The organism is Streptomyces sp. NPDC085460, from assembly GCF_044541975.1.
In the GTDB taxonomy this organism is placed as follows: Bacteria; Actinomycetota; Actinomycetes; order Streptomycetales; family Streptomycetaceae; genus Streptomyces.
The window spans coordinates 764,669-786,935 of sequence record NZ_JBITTO010000002.1; the positions used below are offsets into that span (position 1 = coordinate 764,669).

General features: G+C 74.1%; 22 protein-coding genes. 13 read left to right on the plus strand and 9 right to left on the minus strand.

From position 1 onward, the window contains the following. Positions 1-24: 24 nt before the first annotated feature. Positions 25-192 carry a DUF3117 domain-containing protein gene (locus tag ACIGHB_RS07705; RefSeq protein ID WP_009997451.1) on the plus strand — a complete coding sequence of 56 codons (168 nt, stop codon included), beginning with the start codon at positions 25-27 and terminating at the stop codon, positions 190-192. 210 nt (positions 193-402) lie between these two features. On the opposite strand, the gene ACIGHB_RS07710 is transcribed toward ACIGHB_RS07705, so the two are convergent. After that, the gene (locus ACIGHB_RS07710) at positions 403-1,068 is read right to left on the minus strand and encodes an O-methyltransferase (protein ID WP_360313429.1); all 666 of its coding nucleotides are present in this window, start codon (positions 1,066-1,068) and stop codon (positions 403-405) included. Positions 1,069-1,210: 142 nt separating this feature from the next. On the opposite strand from ACIGHB_RS07710, the gene sigE reads away from it, so the two are divergent. From sigE to ACIGHB_RS07735, 5 genes are all read left to right on the plus strand, one after another. Further along, entirely contained in the window at positions 1,211-1,969 is a 759-nt protein-coding gene (gene sigE, locus ACIGHB_RS07715) for an RNA polymerase sigma factor SigE (RefSeq protein ID WP_360313431.1), read from the plus strand. Beyond that, complete coding sequence (locus ACIGHB_RS07720) at positions 1,966-2,826, plus strand: anti-sigma factor family protein (protein ID WP_399910405.1); 861 nt, start codon at positions 1,966-1,968, stop codon at positions 2,824-2,826. The genes sigE and ACIGHB_RS07720 overlap by 4 nt, the downstream gene beginning before the upstream one ends. Positions 2,827-2,901: 75 nt before the next feature. Further along, complete coding sequence (locus ACIGHB_RS07725; protein WP_399910408.1) at positions 2,902-4,716, plus strand: S1C family serine protease; 1,815 nt, start codon at positions 2,902-2,904, stop codon at positions 4,714-4,716. Positions 4,717-4,834: 118 nt separating this feature from the next. Further along, a complete protein-coding gene (locus tag ACIGHB_RS07730) occupies positions 4,835-5,278 on the plus strand; it encodes a sec-independent translocase (protein ID WP_360313437.1) in 444 nt (147 codons plus the stop codon). Positions 5,279-5,340: 62 nt separating this feature from the next. Further along, on the plus strand, positions 5,341-5,943 hold the full coding sequence (locus ACIGHB_RS07735) for a hypothetical protein (RefSeq protein WP_360313439.1): 603 nt from the start codon (positions 5,341-5,343) through the stop codon (positions 5,941-5,943). Between the two features lie 101 nt (positions 5,944-6,044). Here ACIGHB_RS07735 and ACIGHB_RS07740 read toward each other — a convergent pair whose 3' ends face one another. The 3 genes from ACIGHB_RS07740 to ACIGHB_RS07750 are packed head-to-tail and all read right to left on the minus strand — an operon-like array spanning position 6,045 to position 9,071. Then, positions 6,045-7,178, minus strand: coding sequence for an Mrp/NBP35 family ATP-binding protein (locus tag ACIGHB_RS07740; RefSeq protein ID WP_360313441.1), 1,134 nt, complete (start codon positions 7,176-7,178; stop codon positions 6,045-6,047). A 44-nt stretch (positions 7,179-7,222) separates the two neighbouring features. Further along, positions 7,223-7,810: a DUF1003 domain-containing protein gene (locus ACIGHB_RS07745; protein WP_399910412.1), complete on the minus strand. Its 588-nt coding sequence runs from the start codon at positions 7,808-7,810 to the stop codon at positions 7,223-7,225. Further along, entirely contained in the window at positions 7,803-9,071 is a 1,269-nt protein-coding gene (locus ACIGHB_RS07750) for a magnesium transporter MgtE N-terminal domain-containing protein (RefSeq protein ID WP_360313443.1), read from the minus strand. The genes ACIGHB_RS07745 and ACIGHB_RS07750 overlap by 8 nt, the downstream gene beginning before the upstream one ends. Before the next feature lie 300 nt (positions 9,072-9,371). Between ACIGHB_RS07750 and ACIGHB_RS07755 the strand changes: the two genes are divergently transcribed. Further along, entirely contained in the window at positions 9,372-10,169 is a 798-nt protein-coding gene (locus tag ACIGHB_RS07755; RefSeq protein ID WP_360313445.1) for a hypothetical protein, read from the plus strand. 19 nt (positions 10,170-10,188) lie between these two features. On the opposite strand, the gene ACIGHB_RS07760 is transcribed toward ACIGHB_RS07755, so the two are convergent. Together ACIGHB_RS07760 and ACIGHB_RS07765 are read right to left on the minus strand one after the other, a co-directional pair. Next, positions 10,189-10,689 carry a hypothetical protein gene (locus ACIGHB_RS07760; protein ID WP_360313446.1) on the minus strand — a complete coding sequence of 167 codons (501 nt, stop codon included), beginning with the start codon at positions 10,687-10,689 and terminating at the stop codon, positions 10,189-10,191. 74 nt (positions 10,690-10,763) lie between these two features. Then, positions 10,764-11,891 (minus strand): magnesium and cobalt transport protein CorA, encoded by a 1,128-nt coding sequence (locus tag ACIGHB_RS07765; protein ID WP_360313448.1) that lies wholly within the window; start codon positions 11,889-11,891, stop codon positions 10,764-10,766. Positions 11,892-12,319: 428 nt separating this feature from the next. On the opposite strand from ACIGHB_RS07765, the gene ACIGHB_RS07770 reads away from it, so the two are divergent. The 4 genes from ACIGHB_RS07770 (at position 12,320) to ACIGHB_RS07785 (ending at position 15,590) form a co-directional block, all read left to right on the plus strand. Beyond that, positions 12,320-12,910, plus strand: coding sequence for a suppressor of fused domain protein (locus ACIGHB_RS07770; protein ID WP_360313450.1), 591 nt, complete (start codon positions 12,320-12,322; stop codon positions 12,908-12,910). 108 nt (positions 12,911-13,018) lie between these two features. After that, positions 13,019-13,657 (plus strand): DUF6758 family protein, encoded by a 639-nt coding sequence (locus ACIGHB_RS07775; RefSeq protein ID WP_360313452.1) that lies wholly within the window; start codon positions 13,019-13,021, stop codon positions 13,655-13,657. Between the two features lie 239 nt (positions 13,658-13,896). Then, complete coding sequence (locus ACIGHB_RS07780) at positions 13,897-14,760, plus strand: PHP domain-containing protein (protein ID WP_360313519.1); 864 nt, start codon at positions 13,897-13,899, stop codon at positions 14,758-14,760. Positions 14,761-14,984: 224 nt separating this feature from the next. Further along, the gene (locus ACIGHB_RS07785) at positions 14,985-15,590 is read left to right on the plus strand and encodes a MarC family protein (protein WP_360313454.1); all 606 of its coding nucleotides are present in this window, start codon (positions 14,985-14,987) and stop codon (positions 15,588-15,590) included. Positions 15,591-15,677: 87 nt separating this feature from the next. On the opposite strand, the gene ACIGHB_RS07790 is transcribed toward ACIGHB_RS07785, so the two are convergent. Continuing rightward, positions 15,678-15,830 (minus strand): hypothetical protein, encoded by a 153-nt coding sequence (locus ACIGHB_RS07790; RefSeq protein WP_099054331.1) that lies wholly within the window; start codon positions 15,828-15,830, stop codon positions 15,678-15,680. 172 nt (positions 15,831-16,002) lie between these two features. On the opposite strand from ACIGHB_RS07790, the gene ACIGHB_RS07795 reads away from it, so the two are divergent. After that, positions 16,003-16,941, plus strand: a complete 939-nt coding sequence (locus ACIGHB_RS07795) for an NYN domain-containing protein (RefSeq protein WP_399910418.1) — start codon at positions 16,003-16,005, stop codon at positions 16,939-16,941. Here the strand turns inward: ACIGHB_RS07795 and ACIGHB_RS07800 are convergent. Beyond that, a complete protein-coding gene (locus tag ACIGHB_RS07800) occupies positions 16,925-17,836 on the minus strand; it encodes an alpha/beta hydrolase (protein ID WP_360313456.1) in 912 nt (303 codons plus the stop codon). The two genes, ACIGHB_RS07795 and ACIGHB_RS07800, sit on opposite strands and share 17 nt — an antisense overlap. A gap of 127 nt (positions 17,837-17,963) precedes the next feature. Then, positions 17,964-20,891 carry a DEAD/DEAH box helicase gene (locus ACIGHB_RS07805; protein WP_399910422.1) on the minus strand — a complete coding sequence of 976 codons (2,928 nt, stop codon included), beginning with the start codon at positions 20,889-20,891 and terminating at the stop codon, positions 17,964-17,966. A 483-nt stretch (positions 20,892-21,374) separates the two neighbouring features. Between ACIGHB_RS07805 and ACIGHB_RS07810 the strand changes: the two genes are divergently transcribed. After that, positions 21,375-22,127 (plus strand): ferritin-like fold-containing protein, encoded by a 753-nt coding sequence (locus tag ACIGHB_RS07810; protein ID WP_360313458.1) that lies wholly within the window; start codon positions 21,375-21,377, stop codon positions 22,125-22,127. Positions 22,128-22,267 lie beyond the last annotated feature (140 nt).

The following is a 22,267-nucleotide window of genomic DNA, read 5'->3' on the forward strand; positions in this document are numbered from 1 at the left end:
CTGGTTTCAGGAAGGGGAACGAGCATGGCGGCCATGAAGCCGCGGACGGGTGACGGCCCGCTCGAGGTGACCAAGGAGGGGCGGGGCATCGTCATGCGCGTTCCGCTCGAAGGCGGCGGTCGGCTCGTAGTCGAGCTGACCCCGGACGAGGCCGAGGCTCTCGGTGACGCCCTGAAGAAGGTCGTCGGCTGACCCTCCCGCATTCCTGCACCGCTGCCCCGGTACGGCCCCGGCCGTCCGGGGCAGCGGTGTGTCCGGGGCGGGGCGGGGGGCGGGTTCGGGACGGGGAGGCGTGTCCGGGGCGGGGAGGAGCCTCACCGGCTCGGACACGCCGGCTTCGGCGCGGTACCGGACTTTTCGGGCTCGACCGCCGGCTTCGGCGCCGTACCGGACTTTTCGGGCTCAGCCGCGCCGGACCGCGCACAGCAGGCCGTCGCCCACCGGCAGCAGGGTCGGCAGCAGCTGGGAGCTCTCGCGGACCGTGCGCAGCAGCTCGCGGACCCGCTGCACCTCGGCCGGCTGGGCGCCCGAGTCGACCGTGCGGCCGTCCGCGAAGACGCCCTCGAAGCAGACCAGACCCCCAGGTCGGAGCAGGCGCAACGATTCAGCGAGATAGTCCGGGTACTCGCCCCGGTCGCCGTCGCAGAAGACGAGGTCGTACCCGCCGTCCGCGAGCCGCGGCAGCACGTCGAGGGCCCGCCCGGGGATGAACCGCGCCCGGTTGCCCGCGAAGCCCGCCGCCCGGAACGCCGCCTTGGCGAACTGCTGGTGGTCCGGCTGCTCGTCCACCGTGGTCAGGGTGCCGTCCGGGCGCATCCCGAGCAGCAGGTAGATCCCCGACACGCCCGTGCCCGTACCGATCTCGGCCACCGCCTTGGCGTCCGCCGACGCGGCCAGCAGACGCAGCGCCGCACCCGTGCCCGGCGACACCGAGGGCAGCCCTGCCTCCCGGGCCCGCTCCCGGGCCCAGCGCAGCGCTTCGTCCTCGGCGACAAAGGCGTCGGCGAACGCCCAGTTCGTCTGCCGGTTGGCGGTAATGGCCCTCTCCTGTCCCCTTAGTTGGCGCAACGGTGACTGTATCCGCTGTCAGCGGGAACCCGCAGATGGGACCGGGCGTTCACCAGGGGAAGGGCGCGCAGGAGGAGCGGCGGACGACGCCGATTCAAATGCTCGTAAAGATTCTTATCCGGAGCTAACGGGCGAGGTGGCTATGGTAGGGGCTCCACTGGACACCACCAGAGCCGATAGGGGAGGTGCGGCTGCGCCTGTGGATCGGAGAGGGGCGTTCAGGCGCCTCCTCAGGTCGGCGGGTGAGCCGAAATCCGTGACCGACACCGCTGACAAGCTCCACACCACCGCCACCGCACCGACCACCGCGACCTTCGCATCGGATGCGGAATCGCAGGCGTGGACTCCGCCCACCTGGGAGGAGATCGTCAGCACGCACAGCGGTCGCGTCTACCGCCTGGCCTACCGCCTCACCGGCAACCAGCACGACGCCGAGGACCTCACCCAGGAGGTCTTCGTCCGCGTCTTCCGCTCGCTGTCGACGTACACCCCCGGCACCTTCGAGGGCTGGCTGCACCGCATCACGACCAACCTCTTCCTCGACATGGTCCGCCGCAAGCAGCGCATCCGCTTCGACGCGCTCGCCGACGACGCCGCCGAGCGGCTCCCCAGCCGTGAGCCCTCCCCGCAGCAGGTGTTCAACGACACCCACTTCGACGCCGACGTCCAGCAGGCCCTCGACACCCTGGCGCCCGAGTTCCGCGCCGCCGTCGTCCTCTGCGACATCGAGGGACTCTCGTACGAGGAGATCGCCGCGACCCTCGGCGTGAAGCTCGGCACCGTCCGCAGCCGCATCCACCGCGGCCGCTCCCACCTGCGCAAGGCGCTGAAGCACCGGTCGCCCGAGGCCCGGGCGGAGCGCGCCCTGGCCACCGTCGGATGGGAGGCCGGGACAGCGTGAGCGGCACCCTTCCTCCGTCCCCGAGCCCCGCGGAGCACCACCTCGGGGACCGGCTCGCCGCGCTCGTCGACGGCGAGCTCGGCCATGACGCCCGCGAGCGGGTCCTCGCCCACCTCGCCACGTGCGCCCGCTGCAAGGCCGAGGCCGACGCGCAGCGCGCCCTGAAGAGCGTCTTCGCGGCCAGCGGAGCCCCCCAGCCCTCCGAGGGCTTCCTCGCCCGCCTCCAGGGCCTTCCCGGCGGCCCCGGGGACCCCGGGCGCTCCCCGCTGGAGCAACTCCTCGAAGCCGGCGGCGTGAAGAGCGACGGCTTCGCCACCGCGCCCCCCGCCGCGCCCCGCACCCCGGACACCGGCACCGGCTTCCGGGTCCACGCCGTCAGCCCGTCCGGCCGCGGCCGGCGCTTCGCCGTCGCCGCCGCCGGCGCGGTCTCCTTCGCGGCCATCGCCCTCGGCGGCACCCTGCCCGTCGAGAGCTCCCTGAACACCACGGCCCGCGGCGGCCAGGGCACCGGCAGCGCCGTCACCCCGCTGCGCGCCGGCGCCTCCGCGGCACCGGGCTCCGCCTTCGGCGCGGCGGCCGGCCGGTCGGACCGCTCCGACCGCTCGGCGGGCGGCGCCCAGGCGATCGGCAGCGCCCCGCTCGTCCCGGGCGGCACGGTCCCCTCCGGGGCCGTCCCGGCGGACGTGGACCGGGCGGGCCCGGTCCCGGGGATACGGCTCCGGGCCGCGCAGACGCACGCGCTCTTCGCCCTCTCGCCGTTCATACGCGCCACGCCCCACGCGCTCCGGCCGGCCCTGGGACCGGTGCCCAGTCCGGCCCCGAGCCCGTCCGGCAGCCCGCCGGGCTCCCACCGCTGACCCCCGACCTGGTTGAATCCTCGGTCAGAGCGCCCGACACCGGCGCGCTCACGGGTCAGCGGTTGCGGGGAGAGCATGAACGACGGGAAGCCGAACTGGTGGAGCCGGCCTTCGACGCCCCCGGAGGCGGCGCGGATATCCACGCCGCCCCCGGTGGAGGAGGAGGACTTCCCCCTCCAGGCCCCTGACCCCGCCGATCCCGCCGCGCCGGAGCCGGCCGCCGAGCCGCCCGCCGCCCCCAAGGTCGACATGACGAAGGCCCCCGCGCCGGACGCCGCCCCGGCCTCGGCGCCGGATCCCGCCCCGGCCGCCGTCACCGCCGAGGCCCCGCAGGAGCGTCCGGAGCCCGCGCACGCCGACGCCCCGGCCGCCCCGGCCGCCTCGGCCGCTGTGCCCGCTCCGGCCCCCGCGTCCGCCCCGGCGGCCCCCGCGTCCGAGCGGACCGCCGTGACGGAGCTCGTGACGGAGCCCGTACCGGCGCCCGCTCCGGAGCCCGTCACGGAGCCCGCCCCGGCCGTCGCCGCCGCCCGGCAGCCCCTCCACGAGCCCGACGAGTACCGCACGCCGCCCTACGGCGAGCCCGGTCCGTGGGCGCCCGCCCCGCCCGTGCAGCACCCCGCCGCGCCCGCCCCGGCCCCGCAGGCCGCCGTACCCCCGCACGGGGCGCCCGTGCCGCCGCCGCAGGGGCCCGTGCCGCCGCAGACGGCCGCCTGGGGCCAGTACGACCCCTGGGGCGCCGGCGCCGGAGCCGTACCCCCGCCCGCCCGGAAGAAGTCCCGGCGCGGCCTCGCCCTCGTCGGCGCCCTCGCCTTCGCCCTGCTCACCGGCGTCATCGGCGGCGGCGTCGGCGCCTACGTCGAGCGCAACGGCGGCATCACCACCGTCGAGCTCCCGCAGGCCGAGGCCGGGACCACCGACCGCGCCCCCGAGAGCGTCGCCGGCATCGCCGCCAGCGCGCTGCCCGGCGTCGTCACCCTGCACGTCAGCGGCGGCGGCTCCGCCGGCACCGGCACCGGCTTCGTCCTCGACAACCGCGGCCACATCCTCACCAACAACCACGTCGTCGACGCCGCCTCCTCCTCCGGCGACATCACCGTCACCTTCTCCAGCGGCGAGACCGCCTCCGCCAAGCTCATCGGCAAGGACGCCGGCTACGACCTCGCCGTCGTCCAGGTCACCGGCGTCACCGGCCTCAGGCCGCTGCCGCTCGGCAACTCCGAGGACGTCCGCGTCGGCGACCCCGTCGTCGCGATCGGCGCCCCCTTCGACCTCTCCAACACGGTCACCTCCGGCATCATCAGCGCCAAGGAGCGCCCGATCACCGCCGGCGGCGAGAAGGGCGACGGCAGCGACGTCTCCTACGTCGATGCCCTCCAGACCGACGCGCCCATCAACCCCGGCAACTCCGGCGGCCCCCTCCTCGACGGCAAGGGCCGCGTCATCGGCATCAACAGCGCCATCCGCGCCGCCGGCGGCTCCGGCGACGGGGACGGCGGCAGCGGCGGCCAGGCCGGCTCCATCGGCCTCGGCTTCGCCATCCCGATCAACCAGGGCAAGCGGGTCGCCGAGGAACTCATCAACACCGGCAAGGCCACCCACCCCGTCATCGGCGTCAGCCTCGACATGCAGTTCAACGGCGACGGCGCCCGCGTCGGCGACAAGGGCAAGGACGGCACCCCCTCCGTCACCCCCGAAGGACCCGCCGCCAAGGCCGGCCTGCGCCCCGGCGACGTCATCACCAAGGTCGACGGCCAGCGGGTGCACAACGGCGAGGAGCTGATCGTGAAGATCCGCGCCCACCGTCCCGGCGACGCACTCGCCCTCACCCTGACCCGCGACGGCAAGGAACTGACCAGGACCGTCACCCTCGGCGCCGCCCAGGGCGGCTGAGCCCGGGGGCACGGCGGCACCCGAGGTACATGTGGCGGACATCGCAAGGTACCCGTCCGGCAGCACGGGCGGGTACCGTGGGGCGGGCCGCCATGGTCCGGCGTGAAGGAGCTACTAGGTGTTCAGCGACATAGGCGCACTCGAGCTGGTGACGCTCATCGTGCTCGCCGTGCTCATTTTCGGCCCGGACAAGCTGCCGAAGGTCGTCCAGGACGTCTCGCGCTTCATCCGGAAGGTCCGGGAGTTCTCCGACAGCGCCAAGGAGGACATCCGCACCGAGCTGGGACCGGACTTCAAGGACTTCGAGTTCGAGGACCTCAACCCGAAGACCTTCATCCGCAAGCAGCTCGACGGCAACGAGGACCTCAGCGAGCTCAAGGAGCTGCGCTCCACGTTCGACCTCCGCAAGGAGATGAACGAGGTCGCCGACGCGGTCAACAGCCGCGAGAGCGCTCCCGCCGCCCCGGCGACGGTCAACGGCTCCGCGCCGCCCGACCTGCTGAAGAAGCAGGACAAGCCCGACGCGCCGGAGCGGCCGCCGTACGACTCCGACGCGACCTGACACGGGCGGTCACCGACCGGTCGCTATCCTCCTTGAGTTGACAGAACGAGGAGGCGGCCGAGATGAAGACGACGAGTCGGGTGGAAGCCGAGGGCTTTCTGCGCGCGCCCTTCGCCTGGTACGGGCTCGACGAGGCGTTCACCGGTCCCCGCCGGCTGATGCAGATCGGCACGGCGGCGGACGGCACCGTCCAGCACGGCTCGGTGGGCCACGGTGACGAGCCGTCGATAAGGTCCGAGGCCGCCGGCGCGGAGAAGGAGCGGTTCGCCGTCGTCGTGACGGTCGCCGCGCACCCCGTACGGCGCACCGGCGACGGCACCGGCGTCCTCGACGCCACCACCGTCTCCTCCGCCGCCTGGCTGGCCGGCTCCGGGCTGCTCGCCCACACCTGGCCCGCCTCGCTCGACCACGGGCTGCGGGACCACTGGCTCGACCAGCAGACCGAGACGGCCTTCGAGCTGGCCGACGACCTCGACGGGCCCGCCTGGTCCGCGCTGTCGCTGCCGGTCGACGGCGTGCCGGTGCCCTTCCACTACCGCGAGTCCGAGTTCGGCTGGGTGCTCGCCGGTTCCACGGGGGACGTGCACATCGGCGCGTACGGGCGGGGCATGAGCGCGTACGGGCTCGGCTTCGCGCAGATCAAGGACCTCGGCACGTACGCCTGAGGCACCGGACACGGCGAAGGGCGCCCCGCACCGGGACGCCCTTCGCCGTATCTCCCCGTCGAGGACCGGATCCTCGTCGAGGACCGGATCCTCGACGAGGATCAGAACTTGTTGCGCGGGGTGATGCCCAGGCTCAGGCCCGACAGACCGCGCTGACGGCCGCCGAGCTTGCCGGCGATGGACCGCAGCGCCGCGCCGGCCGGGGAGTCCGGGTTCGACAGGACGACCGGGCGGCCGTCGTCGCCGCCCTCGCGCAGCCGCACGTCGATCGGGATCGACCCCAGGACCGGGACCGTCGTGCCCGTGGTGCGGGAGAGGCCGTCGGCGACCAGCTGGCCGCCGCCCGTGCCGAAGACGTCCACCATCTCGTCGCAGTGCGGGCAGGGCAGCCCCGCCATGTTCTCGACCACGCCGACGATCTTCTGGTGGGTCTGCACCGCGATCGACCCGGCCCGCTCGGCGACCTCGGCCGCCGCCTGCTGCGGGGTCGTCACGACCAGGATCTCCGCGTTCGGCACCAGCTGCGCGACGGAGATCGCGATGTCGCCGGTGCCCGGGGGCAGGTCGAGCAGCAGGACGTCCAGGTCGCCCCAGTACACGTCCGCCAGGAACTGCTGGAGCGCGCGGTGGAGCATCGGGCCGCGCCACACCACCGGCGCGTTGCCCGGGGTGAACATGCCGATCGAGATGACCTTCACGCCGTTCGCCGACGGCGGCATGATCATGTTCTCGACCTGGGTCGGACGCCCGTCCGCGCCCAGCATGCGCGGCACGCTGTGGCCGTAGATGTCCGCGTCGACGACGCCGACCTTCAGACCGTCGGCGGCCATCGCCGCGGCCAGGTTCACCGTCACCGAGGACTTGCCGACGCCGCCCTTGCCGGAGGCGACCGCGTACACCCGGGTCAGCGAGCCCGGCTTCGCGAACGGCACCTCGCGCTCGGCGGTGTTGCCGCGCAGCGCCGCCGCCAGCTCCTTGCGCTGCTCGTCGCTCATCACGTCCAGCGTCACGTCGACGCCGGTGACGCCCTCGACGCGGGAGACGGCCTCGGTGACGCGTTGCGTGATGGTGTCGCGCATCGGACAGCCGGAGACCGTCAGGTAGACCGTCACCGCGACCTTGCCGTCCGGTTCGATCTCCACCGACTTGACCATGCCGAGCTCAGTGATCGGACGATTGATCTCGGGGTCGTTCACCGTCGCCAGTGCTTCGAGCACCGCGTCTTCCGTAGCCATAGGTCTGATGGTACGGCGACGACCACGTCGCCATGAAAGGGCTGTCAACGGTCGGGTACGTCACTCCGCCGCTCGCCGTCCGGCGGGAATAGATCGCGCTCCTGCCCGCGCTCCTCCAGCTCCCTCACCAGGTCCTGGAGTTCGGACCGGATCCAGTCCCGGGTGGCGACCTCGCCGAGACCCATCCGGAGGGCCGCGATCTCCCTGGTCAGGTACTCCGTGTCGGCGATCGAGCGCTCGTTCTGCTTGCGGTCCTGCTCCAGGTTGACCCGGTCCCGGTCGTCCTGCCGGTTCTGCGCCAGCAGGATCAGCGGAGCCGCGTACGACGCCTGGAGGGAGAGCATCAGCGTCAGGAAGATGAACGGGTACTCGTCGAACTTCAGCGACGCCGGGGCGAAGATGTTCCACACCACCCAGGCGATGATGATCACCGTCATCCAGACGATGAACCGGCCCGTCCCGAGGAACCGCGCGATCCGCTCCGACATGCGCCCGAACGCCTCGGGGTCGTACTCCGGCAGCAGCCGCGAGCGGCGGATCCGGGGCTGGTCGAGCCGGATGCGGGGGAGCGACCGGTCGCGCTCCCGGTCCCGGTCCCGCTCCCGGTCCCGTTCCTGCGGCCGCTCAGCCACCGCGCACCCCCTCCTCGTGGAACTCCGTCTCCCGCCAGTCGTCGGGCAGCAGGTGGTCGAGCACGTCGTCCACCGTGACCGCGCCGAGCAGCGAGCCGCTCTCGTCCACGACAGGCGCCGCCACCAGGTTGTACGCGGCGAAGTAGCTGGTCACGGCCGGCAGCGGGGTGTCCGGGCCGAGCGGCGGCAGGTCGCTGTCGACCAGCGAGCTGACCAGCGTGAACGGCGGATCGCGCAGCAGCCGCTGGAAGTGGACCGTGCCCAGGTACTTCCCGGTCGGCGTCTCGTCCGGCGGCCGGCACACGTACACCTGCGCCGCGAGGGCGGGCGACAGGTCCTGCTGCCGCACCCGGGCGAGCGCGTCGGCGACGGTGGCGTCCGGGCGCAGCACGATCGGCTCGGTGGTCATCAGGCCGCCCGCCGTCCGCTCCTCGTACGACATCAGCCGGCGCACGTCGGCGGCGTCGTCCGGCCGCATCAGCGTGAGCAGCCGTTCCTTCTCCTCCTCGGGCAGTTCGTTGAGGAGGTCGGCGGCGTCGTCCGGGTCCATCGCCTCCAGGACGTCCGCGGCCCGCTCCTCCTTCAGCTTGCCGAGGATCTCCACCTGGTCGTCCTCCGGCAGCTCCTCCAGGACGTCGGCGAGCCGGTCGTCGTCGAGAGCCGCGGCGACCTCGGCGCGCCGCTTGGGGGAGAGGTGGTGGAGCGCGTTGGCGAGGTCGGCGGGGCGGAGCTTCTCGAAGGTGGCGACCAGGCTCTCGGCGCCCTGCCCGTGCTCCTCCAGGGAGAAGCCGGTGACCGCCGACCACTCCACGGTGAGCGTCTCGCCCTTGCGGCGCAGGGCGCCGCCCTTGCCCCGGCGGACGAAGACCCGGTCGATCTCCCAGTCGCGGCGGGCGGGGAGCTGGGTGATGGCGACGTCGAGGACGGTGACCTCCTCGCCGGTCTCGACCAGGGTCACCCTGCGGTCGAGGAGCTCGCCGAGGACCAGCCGCTCGGTCGGCCGCTGCTCGAAGCGGCGCATGTTGACCACGCCGGTGGTGATGACCTGGCCGGACTCGACGCCGGTGATCCGGGTCATGGGGACGAAGACCCGGCGCCGGCTCAGCACCTCGACGACCATGCCGAGCAGCCGGGGCGGGCGGCGGCCGACGCGGAGCATCGCCACCACGTCGCTGACCCGGCCCACCTGGTCGCCGACGGGGTCGAAGACGGCCACGCCGGTGAGGTGGGAGACGAAGATCCGGGGGGCGCCTGCCGCCATGCCTCGCGCCTCCTCGGTGCCGCACGATCCAGGGTCGCCGCGCCGCCCCCGGGGGCTTCGCGTCCGTTTGCGTGGCCCTTGTCGGGCTTCGCACGGTTCAGGCTAGCCCGTGGCGTTCCGGCCCGCTCCGGCAGCGCCGCCGTCCGGCTGCCTGCGGGGACGCCGGGCCCGCCCGGGTACGCTGCGGTCTGCCGCCCCCCACCGGCACCGGCCGGCGCGTCCGGCCGACTCCGGCGGCCCCTTCCGCCGTGTGTGTACGGCCGGGGCCGTTCCCCCACCGAAGAACGAGAGGCAGCGCAGGTGACCGTCCGCACCCCGTCATCGCGTATCCCGTCGGCACGACCCTTCCTCACCCCCGCCGCCCGCTTCCGCAGGGCCGTCCTGCCCCTGGCGCTGTGCGCGGGCCTCACGGTGGGGCTGACGGCCTGCGGGGCCGATCCGGACGAGGGGACGAACGGGGTGGGGAAGCTGCCGGCGTCCGAGATCGAGCGCGAGGCCCGCTCGGCGGCGGGCACGGCGAAGGCGGTCAGGCTCTCCGGCACGCTGGTCAGCAAGGGCGGCACCTACAAGCTGAACATGCGGCTCAAGCAGAACGGCGGCACCGGCTCGGTCACCACGAAGAACAGCACCTTCGAGCTGCTGCGGGTCGGCGACGCCCTCTACCTCAAGGCCGACGCCGGCTTCTGGACGCACGAGGACAAGGGCGACGGCAAGCCCAGCGAGGCCGACACGGAGGCCGCCGACAAGCTGGACGACATGTACGTGAAGGTGCCGAGCGACGACCCCTCGTACAAGCAGCTGCGCGGCTTCACCGAGATGGACCAGCTGCTGACCGGTCTCATCGGGCTGCACGGGGACGTCGTCAAGGGCGACCGGGACCAGATCGGCGGCGTCCGCACGGTGAAGGTGCGGGGCGGCGCGGACGGCGAGGGCGGCACGCTCGACGTGGCCCTGGAGGGCTCCCCCTACCCGCTCCAGTTCGCCCGGGGCGGGGGAGCGGGCCTGGTGGTGCTCTCCGAGTGGGACAAGGACTTCCCGCTGGCCGAGCCGGACCGCGAGGAGACCCTCGACTACGGCAGCCGGCTGCCCCGCACCTGACGGAGCCCGCGCTGGCCTGCTAGCCCTTCCGCTTGCGCCGGAACAGCAGCTTCGGCAGGGCGGCCGGGACCGGGTGGCGGGTGATCGCCCCGGACGGCAGGGGGACGGCCGCGAGCGAGCCGTCCGGCAGGTCGGTCGTCGCGGCACGCGGGTCGAGGCGCAGCACCCGGCACTCGCGCGCCCAGCGCGCGGGCATCGCCTCGCCGTCGGGCGCGTTCAGCCGCTTGCCCTTCAGCTCGGCGACGGCCGCGTCCCACTCCTCGGTGCCGGGGACGAGCTGGCGTACGGCGGCCGTCCAGGAGACGATCCGGCCGCCCTTGTCCTTGCTGCGGACGGTGACCTCGGCGGTGGCGCCGTCGGCGAGGCCGGGCAGCGGCTGCTCGCCCGGCCCGTCGCCCACCACATGGGCGGCGCCGTCGTGCCAGACGTGCCAGAGCGCCCGCGCGGGCCCGGTGCCCCGGACCCACACGAGGCCGGACTTCTTGGTGGCCTCCTCGACGAGGAACAGCTCTTCTGTCATGGCCCGCAGCCTAGCGGCAGGCCCGTCGGAGCCGGCCGTCGCGCCGGTCGCGCTCCGGAGCCGGCCGTCGCGCTTCAGAGCCAGCCGTTGCGCTTCAGCGTGCGGTGGATGGTGAAGCAGATGACGGCGATGCCGCCGAGCACCATCGGGTAGCCGTACCGCCAGTGCAGCTCCGGCATGTGGTCGAAGTTCATGCCGTACACGCCGCAGACCGCCGTGGGGACGGCGACGATCGCCGCCCACGAGGTGATCTTGCGCATGTCCTCGTTCTGCGCGACGGTCGCCTGCGCCAGGTTGGCCTGGAGGATCGAGTTCAGCAGCTCGTCGAAGCCGACGACCTGCTCCTGGACGCGGGCGAGGTGGTCGGCGACGTCCCGGAAGTACTTCTGGATGTCCGGGTCGACCAGCCGCATGGGCCGCTCGCTCAGCAGCTGCATCGGGCGCAGCAGCGGGGTGACGGCCCGCTTGAACTCCAGCACCTCGCGCTTGAGCTGGTAGATCCGGCCGGTGTCGGTACCCCGCTTGGAGCCCTTGGTGGCCGGCGAGAAGACGTCGATCTCCAGCTGGTCGATGTCGAGTTCGACGGCGTCGGCGACCGCGATGTAGCCGTCGACGACGTGGTCGGCGAGGGCGTGCAGGACGGCGGAGGGGCCCTTGGCGAGCAACTCGGGCTCGCCCTGGAGGCGGTGGCGGAGGTTGCGCAGCGAGCCCTGCCCGCCGTGCCGGACGGTGATGACGAAGTCGGGCCCGGTGAAGCACATCACCTCGCCGGTCTCCACCACCTCGCTGGTGGCGGTGAGTTCGGCGTGCTCGACGTAGTGGATCGTCTTGAAGACGGTGAAGAGGGTGTCGTCGTACCGCTCCAGCTTGGGCCGCTGGTGGGCGTGGACGGCGTCCTCGACGGCGAGCGGGTGGAGTCCGAACTCGGCGGCGATACCGGCGAATTCGGCCTCGGTCGGCTCGTGCAGGCCGATCCAGGCGAATCCGCCGGACTCGCGCACCTGGGCCATCGCGCCGCGCGGGGTGAGGCAGGCGCGGTCCTCGACCCGCTGCCCGTCGCGGTAGACGGCGCAGTCGACGATGGCGCTGGAGGCGGTGTGGTCACGCGTCGGGTCGTAGTTGGTGTACGTGGTCGGGGTCTTGCGCGGGCTCTGGCGCAGGCTCGGCCGTACGGCGGCGCGCAGGTCGCGGATCATCGACATGGGCGTGCTCTCCTTCACGGACAGGCCGTCGGTGAGAGCGTGGCGCAACCCGGAATGAGGACGGGAAGGGACGTCGTCCACAAAGCGGGCGGCACCGGCGGCTCGGGGCGACGGCGTTCGCAACACAGACAGGCAAAGAGGGGAGTGCTCTTCCGTCGAACGCGATGCCGGAGAAGGGGGTCCGCGGTTCAGGGACCCGGGGTCACCGGAGAGAGGAACGCACCGGGCTCGGGTGCGGTGCGGCGGAAGAGCGGCTGGTACTGCCCGATCGACTTCGATCCATCGCAGTCCCACCTCCTCCGGCCGGTCCCCCGTGAGGGATGACGTGTGACGAGCAGTCGGGAAACCCGACCACTGGCCAACACTATCAGCCGACCGAGGGTCAATCCCTTACTTTGCCCGTTCCATGCGCGATCTATGCTCGCCGCATGGGAGAAGTTCTTGCACTGGTCGAGGCCCGGCTGCGTACGGCCCTCGGCGAACCGGACGCGCGGGCCGCGGTCACCTTCCTCGGCACCGACCGCATCGAGGTGCTCCGCTTCGTCGACGCGGAGGCCGGGCTCGTGCGCTACGCCACGCTCGGCATGTCCGCCGCCCCGATGGCCGACCCGACGGCCGCGCTGGCCGACCCCGTGAAGGGGCCGCGCGCCGAACTGGTCCTGACCGTACGGCTCGGCCGCGCCGACACCGACAAGGTGCTGCGCCCGCTGGCGGTGTTCGCCGCCACCCCGCAGGTGGAGGGCGTCGTCGTGGCCCCCGGCGCCTCGCTCGACCTGGGCGAGCCGCTGTGGCCGGGGGCCGGCTTCAGCTCGGTCCTGGTCGCCGGGTCGGGCGGGCTCGTGGAGGACCTGGAACTGGACGCGCCGATGGACCCCGTCACGTTCCTGCCGCTGCTTCCGATGACCCCGAACGAGGCCGCGTGGAAGCGGGTGCACGGGGCGCAGGCCCTGGAGGAGCGCTGGCTCGCCAGGGGCACCGACCTGCGGGACCCGCTGCGCGGCTCGGTGGCGCTGGACTGAGGGGTGGCGGAGCCGGGGGCGCGCACGGGTGAAGGGGCGCCTGCCGGACGGGTGATCGGGTGCGGCCGTTCTTGACGGGAGGCGCGCGCGGTAGGACCGTTGAGCCCTATGAGGGGCGAACCCAGTTGTCCGAAGTGTGGTGGTCGGGTCAGGGCGCCCGGTCTCTTCGCCGACTCCTGGCAGTGCGACGTGCACGGGCCCGTGCATCCGCTGCAGCCCGTGATCCCGCCCAGTGTCGAAGCCCTCGGCGTCGTCGTGCACCGCTCCCACGTGCCGGTCTGGATGCCCTGGCCGCTCCCCGTCGGCTGGCTCTTCACCGGGGTCGCCTACGCCGGTGACGACCGCAGCGGCGGGCGCGCCACCGCCGTCGCCTGTTCCGGACCCGGCCCGCTCGGCGGGATCGGCGAGCTGCTGCTCGTCGCCGAGGAGCTGGGCGTCGGCCTCGGCGCCCGGTACGCGGGCATCGACGGCCCCGACCCCGGCTCGGGCATGGCCATCGACAAGCCCCCGCAGGCCAAGGTCCTCGCCGCGGGCCGCCCCACCCCGCTCTGGCACGTCACCGGCACCCCGCACGACCGGGCCGTCTTCGCCGGCGAGGCCCGCGGGCTGTGGCTCTGGGCGATCGTCTGGCCGGAGCAGTCCGGGCTGCTGATGTACGACGAGCTCGTCCTCACCGACCTGCGGGACGCGGGCGCCGAGGTCGAGCTGCTGCCCTGCGGGGCGCTCACCCCGCGTCTGCTGGGCTGACGGCACGCCGGGCCCCGGGGGTCGTCCGGGCTCCCGGCGCCGCCCGGGGGCGTGATGGGCTCCCCGCGCTTCCGGTGGCCGTGATGGGCTCCCGTACTTCCGGTGGCCGTGATGGGAACCCGTACTTCCGGCGGACGTAATGGGCTCCCTGTACTTCGACTCCGTACAGTCGGGTGCGAATCGCCCGTTATGCTGGAGCGTCGCCCCCGTCCGTGCCGAGCCCCCTGGAGAACCGCGTCGTGCGCATCGACCTGCACAGCCACTCCACGGCGTCCGACGGCACCGACACCCCCGCCGAGCTGGTGCGGAACGCCGCCGCGGCCGGGCTCGACGTCGTCGCGCTCACCGACCACGACACCACCCGCGGGCACGCCGAGGCGATCGCCGCCGCGCCCGAGGGGCTGACCGTCGTCCCCGGCGCCGAGCTCTCCTGCCGCCTCGACGGCATCGGCCTGCACATGCTCGCGTACCTCTTCGACCCCGAGGAGCCGGCCCTGCTCGCCGAGCGCGAGCTGGTCCGCGACGACCGGGTGCCGCGCGCCCGCGCCATGGTCGGCCGGCTCCAGGAGCTGGGCGTGCCCGTCACCTGGGAGCAGGTCGCGCGGATCGCGGGCGACGGCTCCGTGGGCCGGCCGCACGTCGCCGAGGCGCTGGTCGAGCTGGGGGTCGTCCCCGACGTCTCCGGGGCCTTCACCGCCGAGTGGCTCGCCGACGGCGGCCGCGCCCACGTGCAGAAGCACGAGCTGGACCCGGCGGAGGCGGTCCGCCTGGTGAAGGCGGCCGGCGGGGTCACCGTCTTCGCCCACCCGGCCGCCGTCAAGCGCGGCCAGGTCGTGCCCGAGTCCGCGATCGCCGCCCTCGCCGCGGCCGGGCTCGACGGCATCGAGGTCGACCACATGGACCACGACGAGCCCACCCGGGCGCGGCTGCGCGGGCTCGCGAAGGAGCTGGGCCTGCTGGTCACCGGCTCCAGCGACTACCACGGCAGCCGCAAGACCTGCCGGCTCGGCGAGTACACCACCGACCCCGAGATCTACGGCGAGATCACCCGCCGTGCCACCGGGGCCTTCCCCGTCCCCGGCGCCGGCGGAGTCCCGGCCTAGGGCCTGTCCGACCGGCAGGTCCCGGGACCTGTCAGGGGGCGCCCTCCCCGCCGTCGTGCGACGGCGGGGCTCCACGCCGTCCGGCCGCCGCCCCCTCCCGTGCCTCCCCGATCCCGCGCGTCCGCCGCGCGGGGCGGGTACCTCCTGCCCCGGAGCCGGAATGAACCATTCCGACCGGGTGCCCCCCACCCCACCGTTCGACCCTCACCGCAAGGCACCCCACCGTGTTCGACGTCGCCGTCTTCGGCTCGCTCTTCCTCACCCTGTTCGTGATCATGGACCCGCCCGGCATCACGCCGATCTTCCTCGCCCTGACCTCCGGCCGCCCCGCCAAGGTCCAGCGCCGGATGGCCTGGCAGGCCGTCGCCGTCGCCTTCGGCGTCATCACCGTCTTCGGCATCCTCGGCCAGCAGATCTTGGACTACCTGCACGTCTCCGTCCCCGCCCTGATGATCGCGGGCGGCCTTCTGCTGCTGCTCATCGCGCTCGACCTGCTCACCGGCAAGACCGACGAGCCGAAGCAGACCAAGGACGTCAACGTCGCCCTCGTACCGCTCGGCATGCCGCTGCTCGCCGGGCCCGGCGCCATCGTCTCGGTCATCCTCGCCGTCCAGCACGCCGACACCGCCGCCGCGCAGATCTCCGTCTGGGCGGCCATCGCCGCCATGCACGTCGTGCTCTGGCTGGCCATGCGCTTCTCGCTGGGGATCATCCGCGTCATCAAGGACGGCGGCGTGGTCCTCGTGACCCGGCTCGCCGGCATGATGCTCTCCGCGATCGCCGTGCAGCAGATCATCAACGGCGTCACCCAGGTCGTCCAGGGGAGCTGACCCTCCCCGGACACCACTGCGCCCCCGTGCGGATTCCGTCGAGCGGAGTCCGCGCGGGGGCGCGGTGCGTGGTGTGGACCTGCCCCGTTACGAGGCGGAGGTCTCTGCGGGTCGGATCCAGATGCGCTGGCCGATCGCGGCGGCCTGCTGCACGATCCGGTTGACGGAGGCGGCGTCCACGACGGTCGAGTCGACGGGCGTGCCGTCGATGTCGTCGAGGCGCAGAATTTCGAAGCGCATGGCTTCTCCCTTCGTCCGAGTTGATCCTCCATGCGGAGAACTGTGTACATCCGGGTTCAACGGTGGCCCCACCCGAAACATTCCCTTGCCTAAAGAAAATTTTCGACTGGCTAACTACTCGCGGGTAGTGGGTGGTGGCGGCCCGCCCGCCGGGGGCGGACAATGAGGGCCGATGAACGACGCCACACACCCCGCCCCGCCCGCCGCCGACGACACCTCACGCGCCCTCGGCGCGCTGGAGGCCCGCCTGGAGCGCACCAATGAGCTCCTGCGGCGGATGCTGGCCGAGGTGGCCAAGACCCCGTCCACCCACGCCATCTTCGTCGACGCCGGTTACGTCCATGCTTCGGCCGGGTTGCTGGTCGCGGGCACCGAGGACCGGCGCAACTTCGACCTCGACGCCGAGGGCCTGATCGACGCCTTCATCGACACGGCCCGCGCGATCTTCGCCGACAGCCGGCTCCTCCGCGTCTACTGGTACGACGGCGCCCGCCGCCGCATCCACACCCCCGAACAGCAGTCCATCGCCGAGCTCCCCGACGTCAAGGTCCGCCTCGGCAACCTCAACGCCAACAACCAGCAGAAGGGCGTCGACTCCCTCATCCGCACCGATCTGGAGTCGCTCGCCCGCCACCGCGCCATCAGCGACGCCGCCCTCGTCGGCGGCGACGAGGACCTGGTCTCCGCCGTCGAGGCGGCCCAGGGCTACGGCGCCCGCGTCCACCTCTGGGGCATCGAGGCCGCCGACGGACCCAACCAGGCCGAGGCCCTGCTCTGGGAGGTCGACAGCCAGCGCACCTTCGACCTCGACTTCTGCCGGCCGTACGTCACCCGGCGCCCGGTCAGCATGTACGAGAACGAGGCGGAGCCGCCGCCCTCGCGCGACGAGGTGCGCTTCGTCGGCGCCCAGATCGCCGCGACCTGGCTGGGCGAACGGGGCCGCGACCGGCTCGCCGAGCTGCTGCCCGGCGACCCGTACCTCCCCGCCGCCGTCGACCAGGACCTCCTCGTCGAGGCCGAGACCCGGCTCAGCCGCTCGCTGCGCGGCCACGGCGCCCTCCGGCGCGCGCTGCGCGACGGCTTCTGGCAGCACCTCAGGGCGCAGTACTGACCCTGAGGACGGGCTCCTCCCGGTCGCCGGCCGCGTCCGCCCGCTCCCAGAAGGCGGTGAGCCGCTCCGCCAGTTCGCGCGGGTGGGAGACGTTGGGGGAGTGGCCCGCGCCCGCGACCACGGTGTGGTGCGCGCCGGTACGGGCGGCGACCGCCGCCAGCTCGCCCGGCGGCCACACCATCTCGTCGGAGCCGTACGCCAGGTGCACCGGCAGCGCCAGGGCGGCCAGCTCGGCCGGGCCTTCCCGGTCGCGCAGCAGCAGCCGGCCGGCGCCGGACAGCTGGGACACCTTCGTCAGCATCCAGCGCCGCCGCAGGAAGCCCGTGACCTCGACGGAGTCGACCGCCGCGTCCGGCTCCTCGCCCCGGCTGTCCAGCCACCGGGTGGCCCGCCAGACCGCGTCCTTCGCCAGCAGCGCGTGCCCGGCGCGCAGCGCCCGGATGCGGATCCGCTGGGGGCGGGCGACCCTGCCCGGTCCCGAGGACAGCAGGGTCAGCGAGCGGAAGGCCCGGGGCGCGAGCACCGCGGCCGAGCGGGCGACGAGCCCGCCGAAGGAGTGCCCGAGCAGGTGCACGGGACCGTCGCCCAGCGCCAGCGCCTGGGCGACCGCGTCGAGCGCGAGCGCCCGGCGGCTGTAGGCGGCGCGGCCCCGGGGACCGTACGACTCGTTCTGCCCGCGCCCGTCGACGGCGACGGCCCGGAACCCGGCCTCGCTCAGCGGGCCGAGCAGCGCCAGGAAGTCCTCCTTGCTGCCGGTGTAGCCGGGCAGCAGCAGGACGGTCCCGCGCCGCTCGCCCGCCGGGGCGGTGTCGAGCACGGCGAATCCGCCGCGCACGGTCTCCAGGCGGTGGGCCCGGGTGCGGGGCGGCAGCGACAGGGAGCGCGGCTTGCTCATGCAAGGACTGTAACCGGAGGACGCGCTCCGGGACGGGGCCGGGAAGCCGGCCCGGGGAAAGGCGACGGCGGCCCGGCCCCCAGGTGGGGGCCGGGCCGCCGTCATGCCCGGTGGACCGGGCCCGCTGTCACGCCTCCGGCTGCGCGGGGGCGGCCTTCTTTGCGGCGGCCCGCTTGCGCGGAGCCTTGGGCGCCTCCTCGGCCGGGGCCTCGGCGACGGCCTTCTTCACCGTGCGGCGACGGGTCGTCGTCGCCGTCTGCGGCTCCGACGCGTCCGGCGCCACGGCGGCGGCCGTCTTCTTGGCGGCGGCGCGCTTGCGCGGGGCCTTGGGGGCCTCTTCGGTGGCGGCGGGGGTCTCGGTGACCTCGGCCGTCTTCTTGGCGGTGGTCCGCTTGCGGGGGGCCTTGGGGGCCTCCTCGGTGGCGGCCGGCGCCTCGGTGGCGACGGCCACCGTCTTCTTGGCGGCGGCGCGCTTACGGGGAGCCTTGGGGGCCTCCTCGACGGGGGCGGGGGTCTCGGTGACCTCGGCCGTCTTCTTGGCGGTGGTCCGCTTGCGGGGGGCCTTGGGGGCCTCCTCGGTGGCGGCCGGCGCCTCGGTGACGGCGGCCACCGTCTTCTTGGCGGCGGCGCGCTTGCGGGGAGCCTTCGGGGCCTCCTCGACGGGAGCCGCGACCGGGGCCGGGGCCTCGGCGACGGGGGCCGCGACCGGGGCCGGGGCCTCGGCGACGGGAGCCGGGATGACCAGGACGGCCTCGGCGGCGGCGGTGGTCGTCACCGGGCTGGACGCCTTGCGCACCGCACGGCGGCGCGGCCGGGCGGCCGGCTCCTCGACGACCGGGGCCGCGGGGGCCTCGACGACGACCGGAGCGGCCTCGACCACGGCACCCGGGCTGGTCGCGGGGCGCGTCGCCCGGCGCCGGGCGCGCGGCGGAGCGGCCACGGCCTGCGCCGGCACGGCGGCAGGAGCGGTCTGGACCGGAGCGGCCTTGACGGGCGCGGCCTGGGCGGGCGCGGTCCGGGCCGGAGCGGCCTGGGCCGGGCGCTGCTCCACCGACTGGGCGGGCACCGGGGCGGACTGCCTGCGGGCGGCGGCCAGCGCGGCGGCGGCGGTCTCCACCGTCTGGAAGGACACGGTGTCCTCGGCGCGCGGCCGGACCCGCCGCTTGCGCGGCGCGTACGCCGGCGCGGGAGCGGCGGCCGGGGCGACGGGCGCCGTGACGACCGCCTCCGGACGTCCGCCACGGGCGCGGCGACGGCGCGGAGCCTCCTCGACCGGGGCCTGGACCGTCTCGGCGGCCGTCTCGACGACGGCCGGGGCCGTCTCCGTACGACCACCGCGGGCGCGGCGACGGCGGGGAGCCGCCTCCTCGGCCGGGGTCTCGGCGGGGGTCTCGGCCGGGGTCTCGATGGCGGCGGGGGCCTCGGCGACCGGGGCCTCGACCGTCTCGACGGCCGTCTCGACGACGGCCGGGGCCGTCTCCGTACGAGCGGCGCCACGGGCGCGGCGGCGGCGCGGGGCCGCCTCCTCGGCCGGCGTCGCGACCGGGGTCTCCACGGGGGCGGGCGCCTCGGCCGGGGTCTCCACGGAGGCCGGGGCCTCGGCGACCGGGGTGGCCCCGGCGACCGGGATGCCGCCGCCGACCGGGCCGGTGCCGCGGGTGCGGCGGCGGCGCGGACGGCGCGGGCCGTCGACGGCCTCGGGGGCCTCGGCGGTCTCGCCGGCCGGGGTGCCGGTCACCGGCGTGGTCTCGGCGTCGGTCCCGCCGCGGGTGCGTCGGCGCTGGCGCGGGGTACGCGTACGGGCCGGGCGCTCCTCGGCGGGGGCCGGGGCCGCGTCACGGCCGCCGCGGCCACGACGGCCGCCCGGCTCGCCCAGGTCCTCCAGCTCCTCCGCGGCGAGACCCGCGCGGGTCCGCTCGGAGCGCGGCAGGATGCCCTTGGTGCCCTCGGGGATGTCCAGCTCGGCGTAGAGGTGCGGGGAGCTGGAGTAGGTCTCGACCGGGTCGGCGAAGTCCAGCTCCAGCGCCTTGTTGATCAGCTGCCAGCGCGGGATGTCGTCCCAGTCGACCAGCGTGATCGCCGTACCGGTGTTGCCCGCGCGGCCGGTCCGGCCGGTGCGGTGCAGGTACGTCTTCTCGTCCTCGGGCGTCTGGTAGTTGATGACGTGGGTGACGCCTTCGACGTCGATGCCGCGCGCGGCGACGTCGGTGCAGACGAGGACGTCCACCTTGCCGTTGCGGAAGGCGCGCAGCGCCTGCTCGCGGGCGCCCTGGCCGAGGTCGCCGTGGACCGCGCCGGAGGCGAAGCCGCGCCGCTGGAGCTGCTCGGCGATGTCGGCCGCCGTGCGCTTCGTACGGCAGAAGATCATCGCGAGGCCGCGGCCGCGGGCCTGGAGGATCCGCGCGACCATCTCCGGCTTGTCCATGTTGTGCGCCCGGTACACGCGCTGCGTGATGTTCGCGTGGGTCGCGCCCTCGTTGTCCGGCGAGGTGGCGCGGATGTGCGTGGGCCGCGACATGTAGCGGCGGGCCAGGCCGATGACCGCGCCCGGCATGGTGGCCGAGAACAGCATGGTCTGGCGGGTCGCCGGAAGCATGTTGATGATCTTCTCGACGTCGGGCAGGAAGCCCAGGTCGAGCATCTCGTCGGCCTCGTCCAGGACGAGGGTCTTGACGTGCGACAGGTCGAGCTTGCGCTGGCCGGCCAGGTCGAGCAGGCGGCCGGGGGTGCCGACGACGACGTCGACGCCCTTCTGCAGCGCCTCGACCTGGGGCTCGTACGCCCGGCCGCCGTAGATGGCGAGGACGCGCACGTTGCGCACCTTGCCGGCGGTGAGGAGGTCGTTGGTGACCTGCTGGCACAGCTCGCGGGTGGGCACGACGACGAGGGCCTGCGGCGCCTCCGTCAGCTGCTCGGGCGCGGCGCGGCCGGCCTCGACGTCGGCGGGGACGGTGACCCGCTCCAGGATGGGCAGGCCGAAGCCGAGGGTCTTGCCCGTGCCGGTCTTGGCCTGGCCGATGACGTCGGTGCCGGTGAGGGCGACCGGAAGGGTCATCTCCTGGATGGGGAAGGGGGTGACGATGCCGACGGCTTCGAGCGCCTCGGCGGTCTCGGGAAGGATTCCGAGTTCGCGGAACGTAGTCAGGGTGCTGCCTCTTCTGTGAGACGCGGCGCGAGGCGAACGAAGGGGGTCTCATCGTGCCGGGCTCTTCCCGCGGGATCCTGGGGGGAATCACCGCCGGGTGGCACGGGACCACTGCCGTCGCTCGAGCGTCGTACCGCTTGAGGGACCCTTCGGCGGGCCGCCGGAAGGGCTGTCGGGCCGGAGCCGATCGGGCCACCGACCGGGCATCCTCATTCATGCGTCGGCCCACCGGGTACGTCCGAACGTGCGAAAGCATGTCCGCATACTCGGCAGGCGCATTACCACTGTACCCCGGAATCGCGCATGTGTGTTGGGCGAAATGGTGATGAGGGCACGGTCACACTGACTGACCAGCGCCTTCGGCGGCCCGGGGGGCGGGCTATTGTGCGCTGCATGGAGACGCCTGACAACGCCACATCCGCCGCTGCCCCGGACGACGCCGACACTCCCACCGGCATCGCCGCCAAGGACTGGGCCACGGCTTCCGCGGAGCCGCAGTACCGCGCCGCGGTGATCGACCTCCTCGGCGCCCTGGCCTACGGCGAGCTGGCCGCCTTCGAGCGGCTCGCCGAGGACGCCAAGCTCGCTCCGTCCCTGGAGGACAAGGCGGAGCTGGCGAAGATGGCCTCCGCCGAGTTCCACCACTTCGAGCGGCTGCGGGACCGGCTGACCGCCGTGGACGCGGAGCCCACCGCGGCCATGGAGCCCTTCGCGAAGGCGCTCGACGACTTCCACCGCCAGACCGCCCCGTCGGACTGGCTGGAGGGCCTGGTCAAGGCGTACGTGGGCGACTCGATCGCCAGTGACTTCTACCGCGAGGTCGCGGCCCGGCTCGACTCGGACACCCGCGCCCTGGTGCTCGCGGTGCTCGACGACACCGGGCACGGCAACTTCGCGGTGGAGAAGGTCCGCGCGGCGATCGACGCCGACCCGCGCGTCGGCGGCCGGCTCGCGCTGTGGGCCCGCCGGCTGATGGGCGAGGCGCTGTCCCAGGCGCAGCGGGTGGTGGCCGAGCGGGACGCGCTCTCCACGATGCTCGTGGGCGGGGTCGCGGACGGCTTCGACCTCGCGGAGGTGGGCCGGATGTTCTCCCGGATCACCGAGGCGCACACCAAGCGGATGGCGGCCCTGGGCCTCGCCGCCTGAGCCGGCGTCATTCCCGGAACGGACCGGCCGTGGGGGGCCGGGCCCCGGGGCCCGGGCCCCCCGCCCGCGCGCGGGCGGGGGGGGGGGGGGGGAGGCCCCCGGGGGGGGTGGGGGGGGGCGGGGGGGGGGCCGGGGGGCGC

Coding starts and splice junctions, on each gene's coding strand:
- ACIGHB_RS07705 (WP_009997451.1), top strand. CDS start 25: ATGGCGGCCATGAAGCCGCGGACGGGTGACGGCCCGCTCGAGGTGACC.
- sigE (WP_360313431.1), top strand. CDS start 1,211: ATGGTAGGGGCTCCACTGGACACCACCAGAGCCGATAGGGGAGGTGCG.
- ACIGHB_RS07725 (WP_399910408.1), top strand. CDS start 2,902: ATGAACGACGGGAAGCCGAACTGGTGGAGCCGGCCTTCGACGCCCCCG.
- ACIGHB_RS07735 (WP_360313439.1), top strand. CDS start 5,341: ATGAAGACGACGAGTCGGGTGGAAGCCGAGGGCTTTCTGCGCGCGCCC.
- ACIGHB_RS07740 (WP_360313441.1), bottom strand. CDS start 7,178: ATGGCTACGGAAGACGCGGTGCTCGAAGCACTGGCGACGGTGAACGAC.
- ACIGHB_RS07750 (WP_360313443.1), bottom strand. CDS start 9,071: ATGGCGGCAGGCGCCCCCCGGATCTTCGTCTCCCACCTCACCGGCGTG.
- ACIGHB_RS07760 (WP_360313446.1), bottom strand. CDS start 10,689: ATGACAGAAGAGCTGTTCCTCGTCGAGGAGGCCACCAAGAAGTCCGGC.
- ACIGHB_RS07765 (WP_360313448.1), bottom strand. CDS start 11,891: ATGTCGATGATCCGCGACCTGCGCGCCGCCGTACGGCCGAGCCTGCGC.
- ACIGHB_RS07770 (WP_360313450.1), top strand. CDS start 12,320: ATGGGAGAAGTTCTTGCACTGGTCGAGGCCCGGCTGCGTACGGCCCTC.
- ACIGHB_RS07775 (WP_360313452.1), top strand. CDS start 13,019: ATGAGGGGCGAACCCAGTTGTCCGAAGTGTGGTGGTCGGGTCAGGGCG.
- ACIGHB_RS07790 (WP_099054331.1), bottom strand. CDS start 15,830: ATGCGCTTCGAAATTCTGCGCCTCGACGACATCGACGGCACGCCCGTC.
- ACIGHB_RS07795 (WP_399910418.1), top strand. CDS start 16,003: ATGAACGACGCCACACACCCCGCCCCGCCCGCCGCCGACGACACCTCA.
- ACIGHB_RS07800 (WP_360313456.1), bottom strand. CDS start 17,836: ATGAGCAAGCCGCGCTCCCTGTCGCTGCCGCCCCGCACCCGGGCCCAC.
- ACIGHB_RS07805 (WP_399910422.1), bottom strand. CDS start 20,891: ATGACCCTTCCGGTCGCCCTCACCGGCACCGACGTCATCGGCCAGGCC.
- ACIGHB_RS07810 (WP_360313458.1), top strand. CDS start 21,375: ATGGAGACGCCTGACAACGCCACATCCGCCGCTGCCCCGGACGACGCC.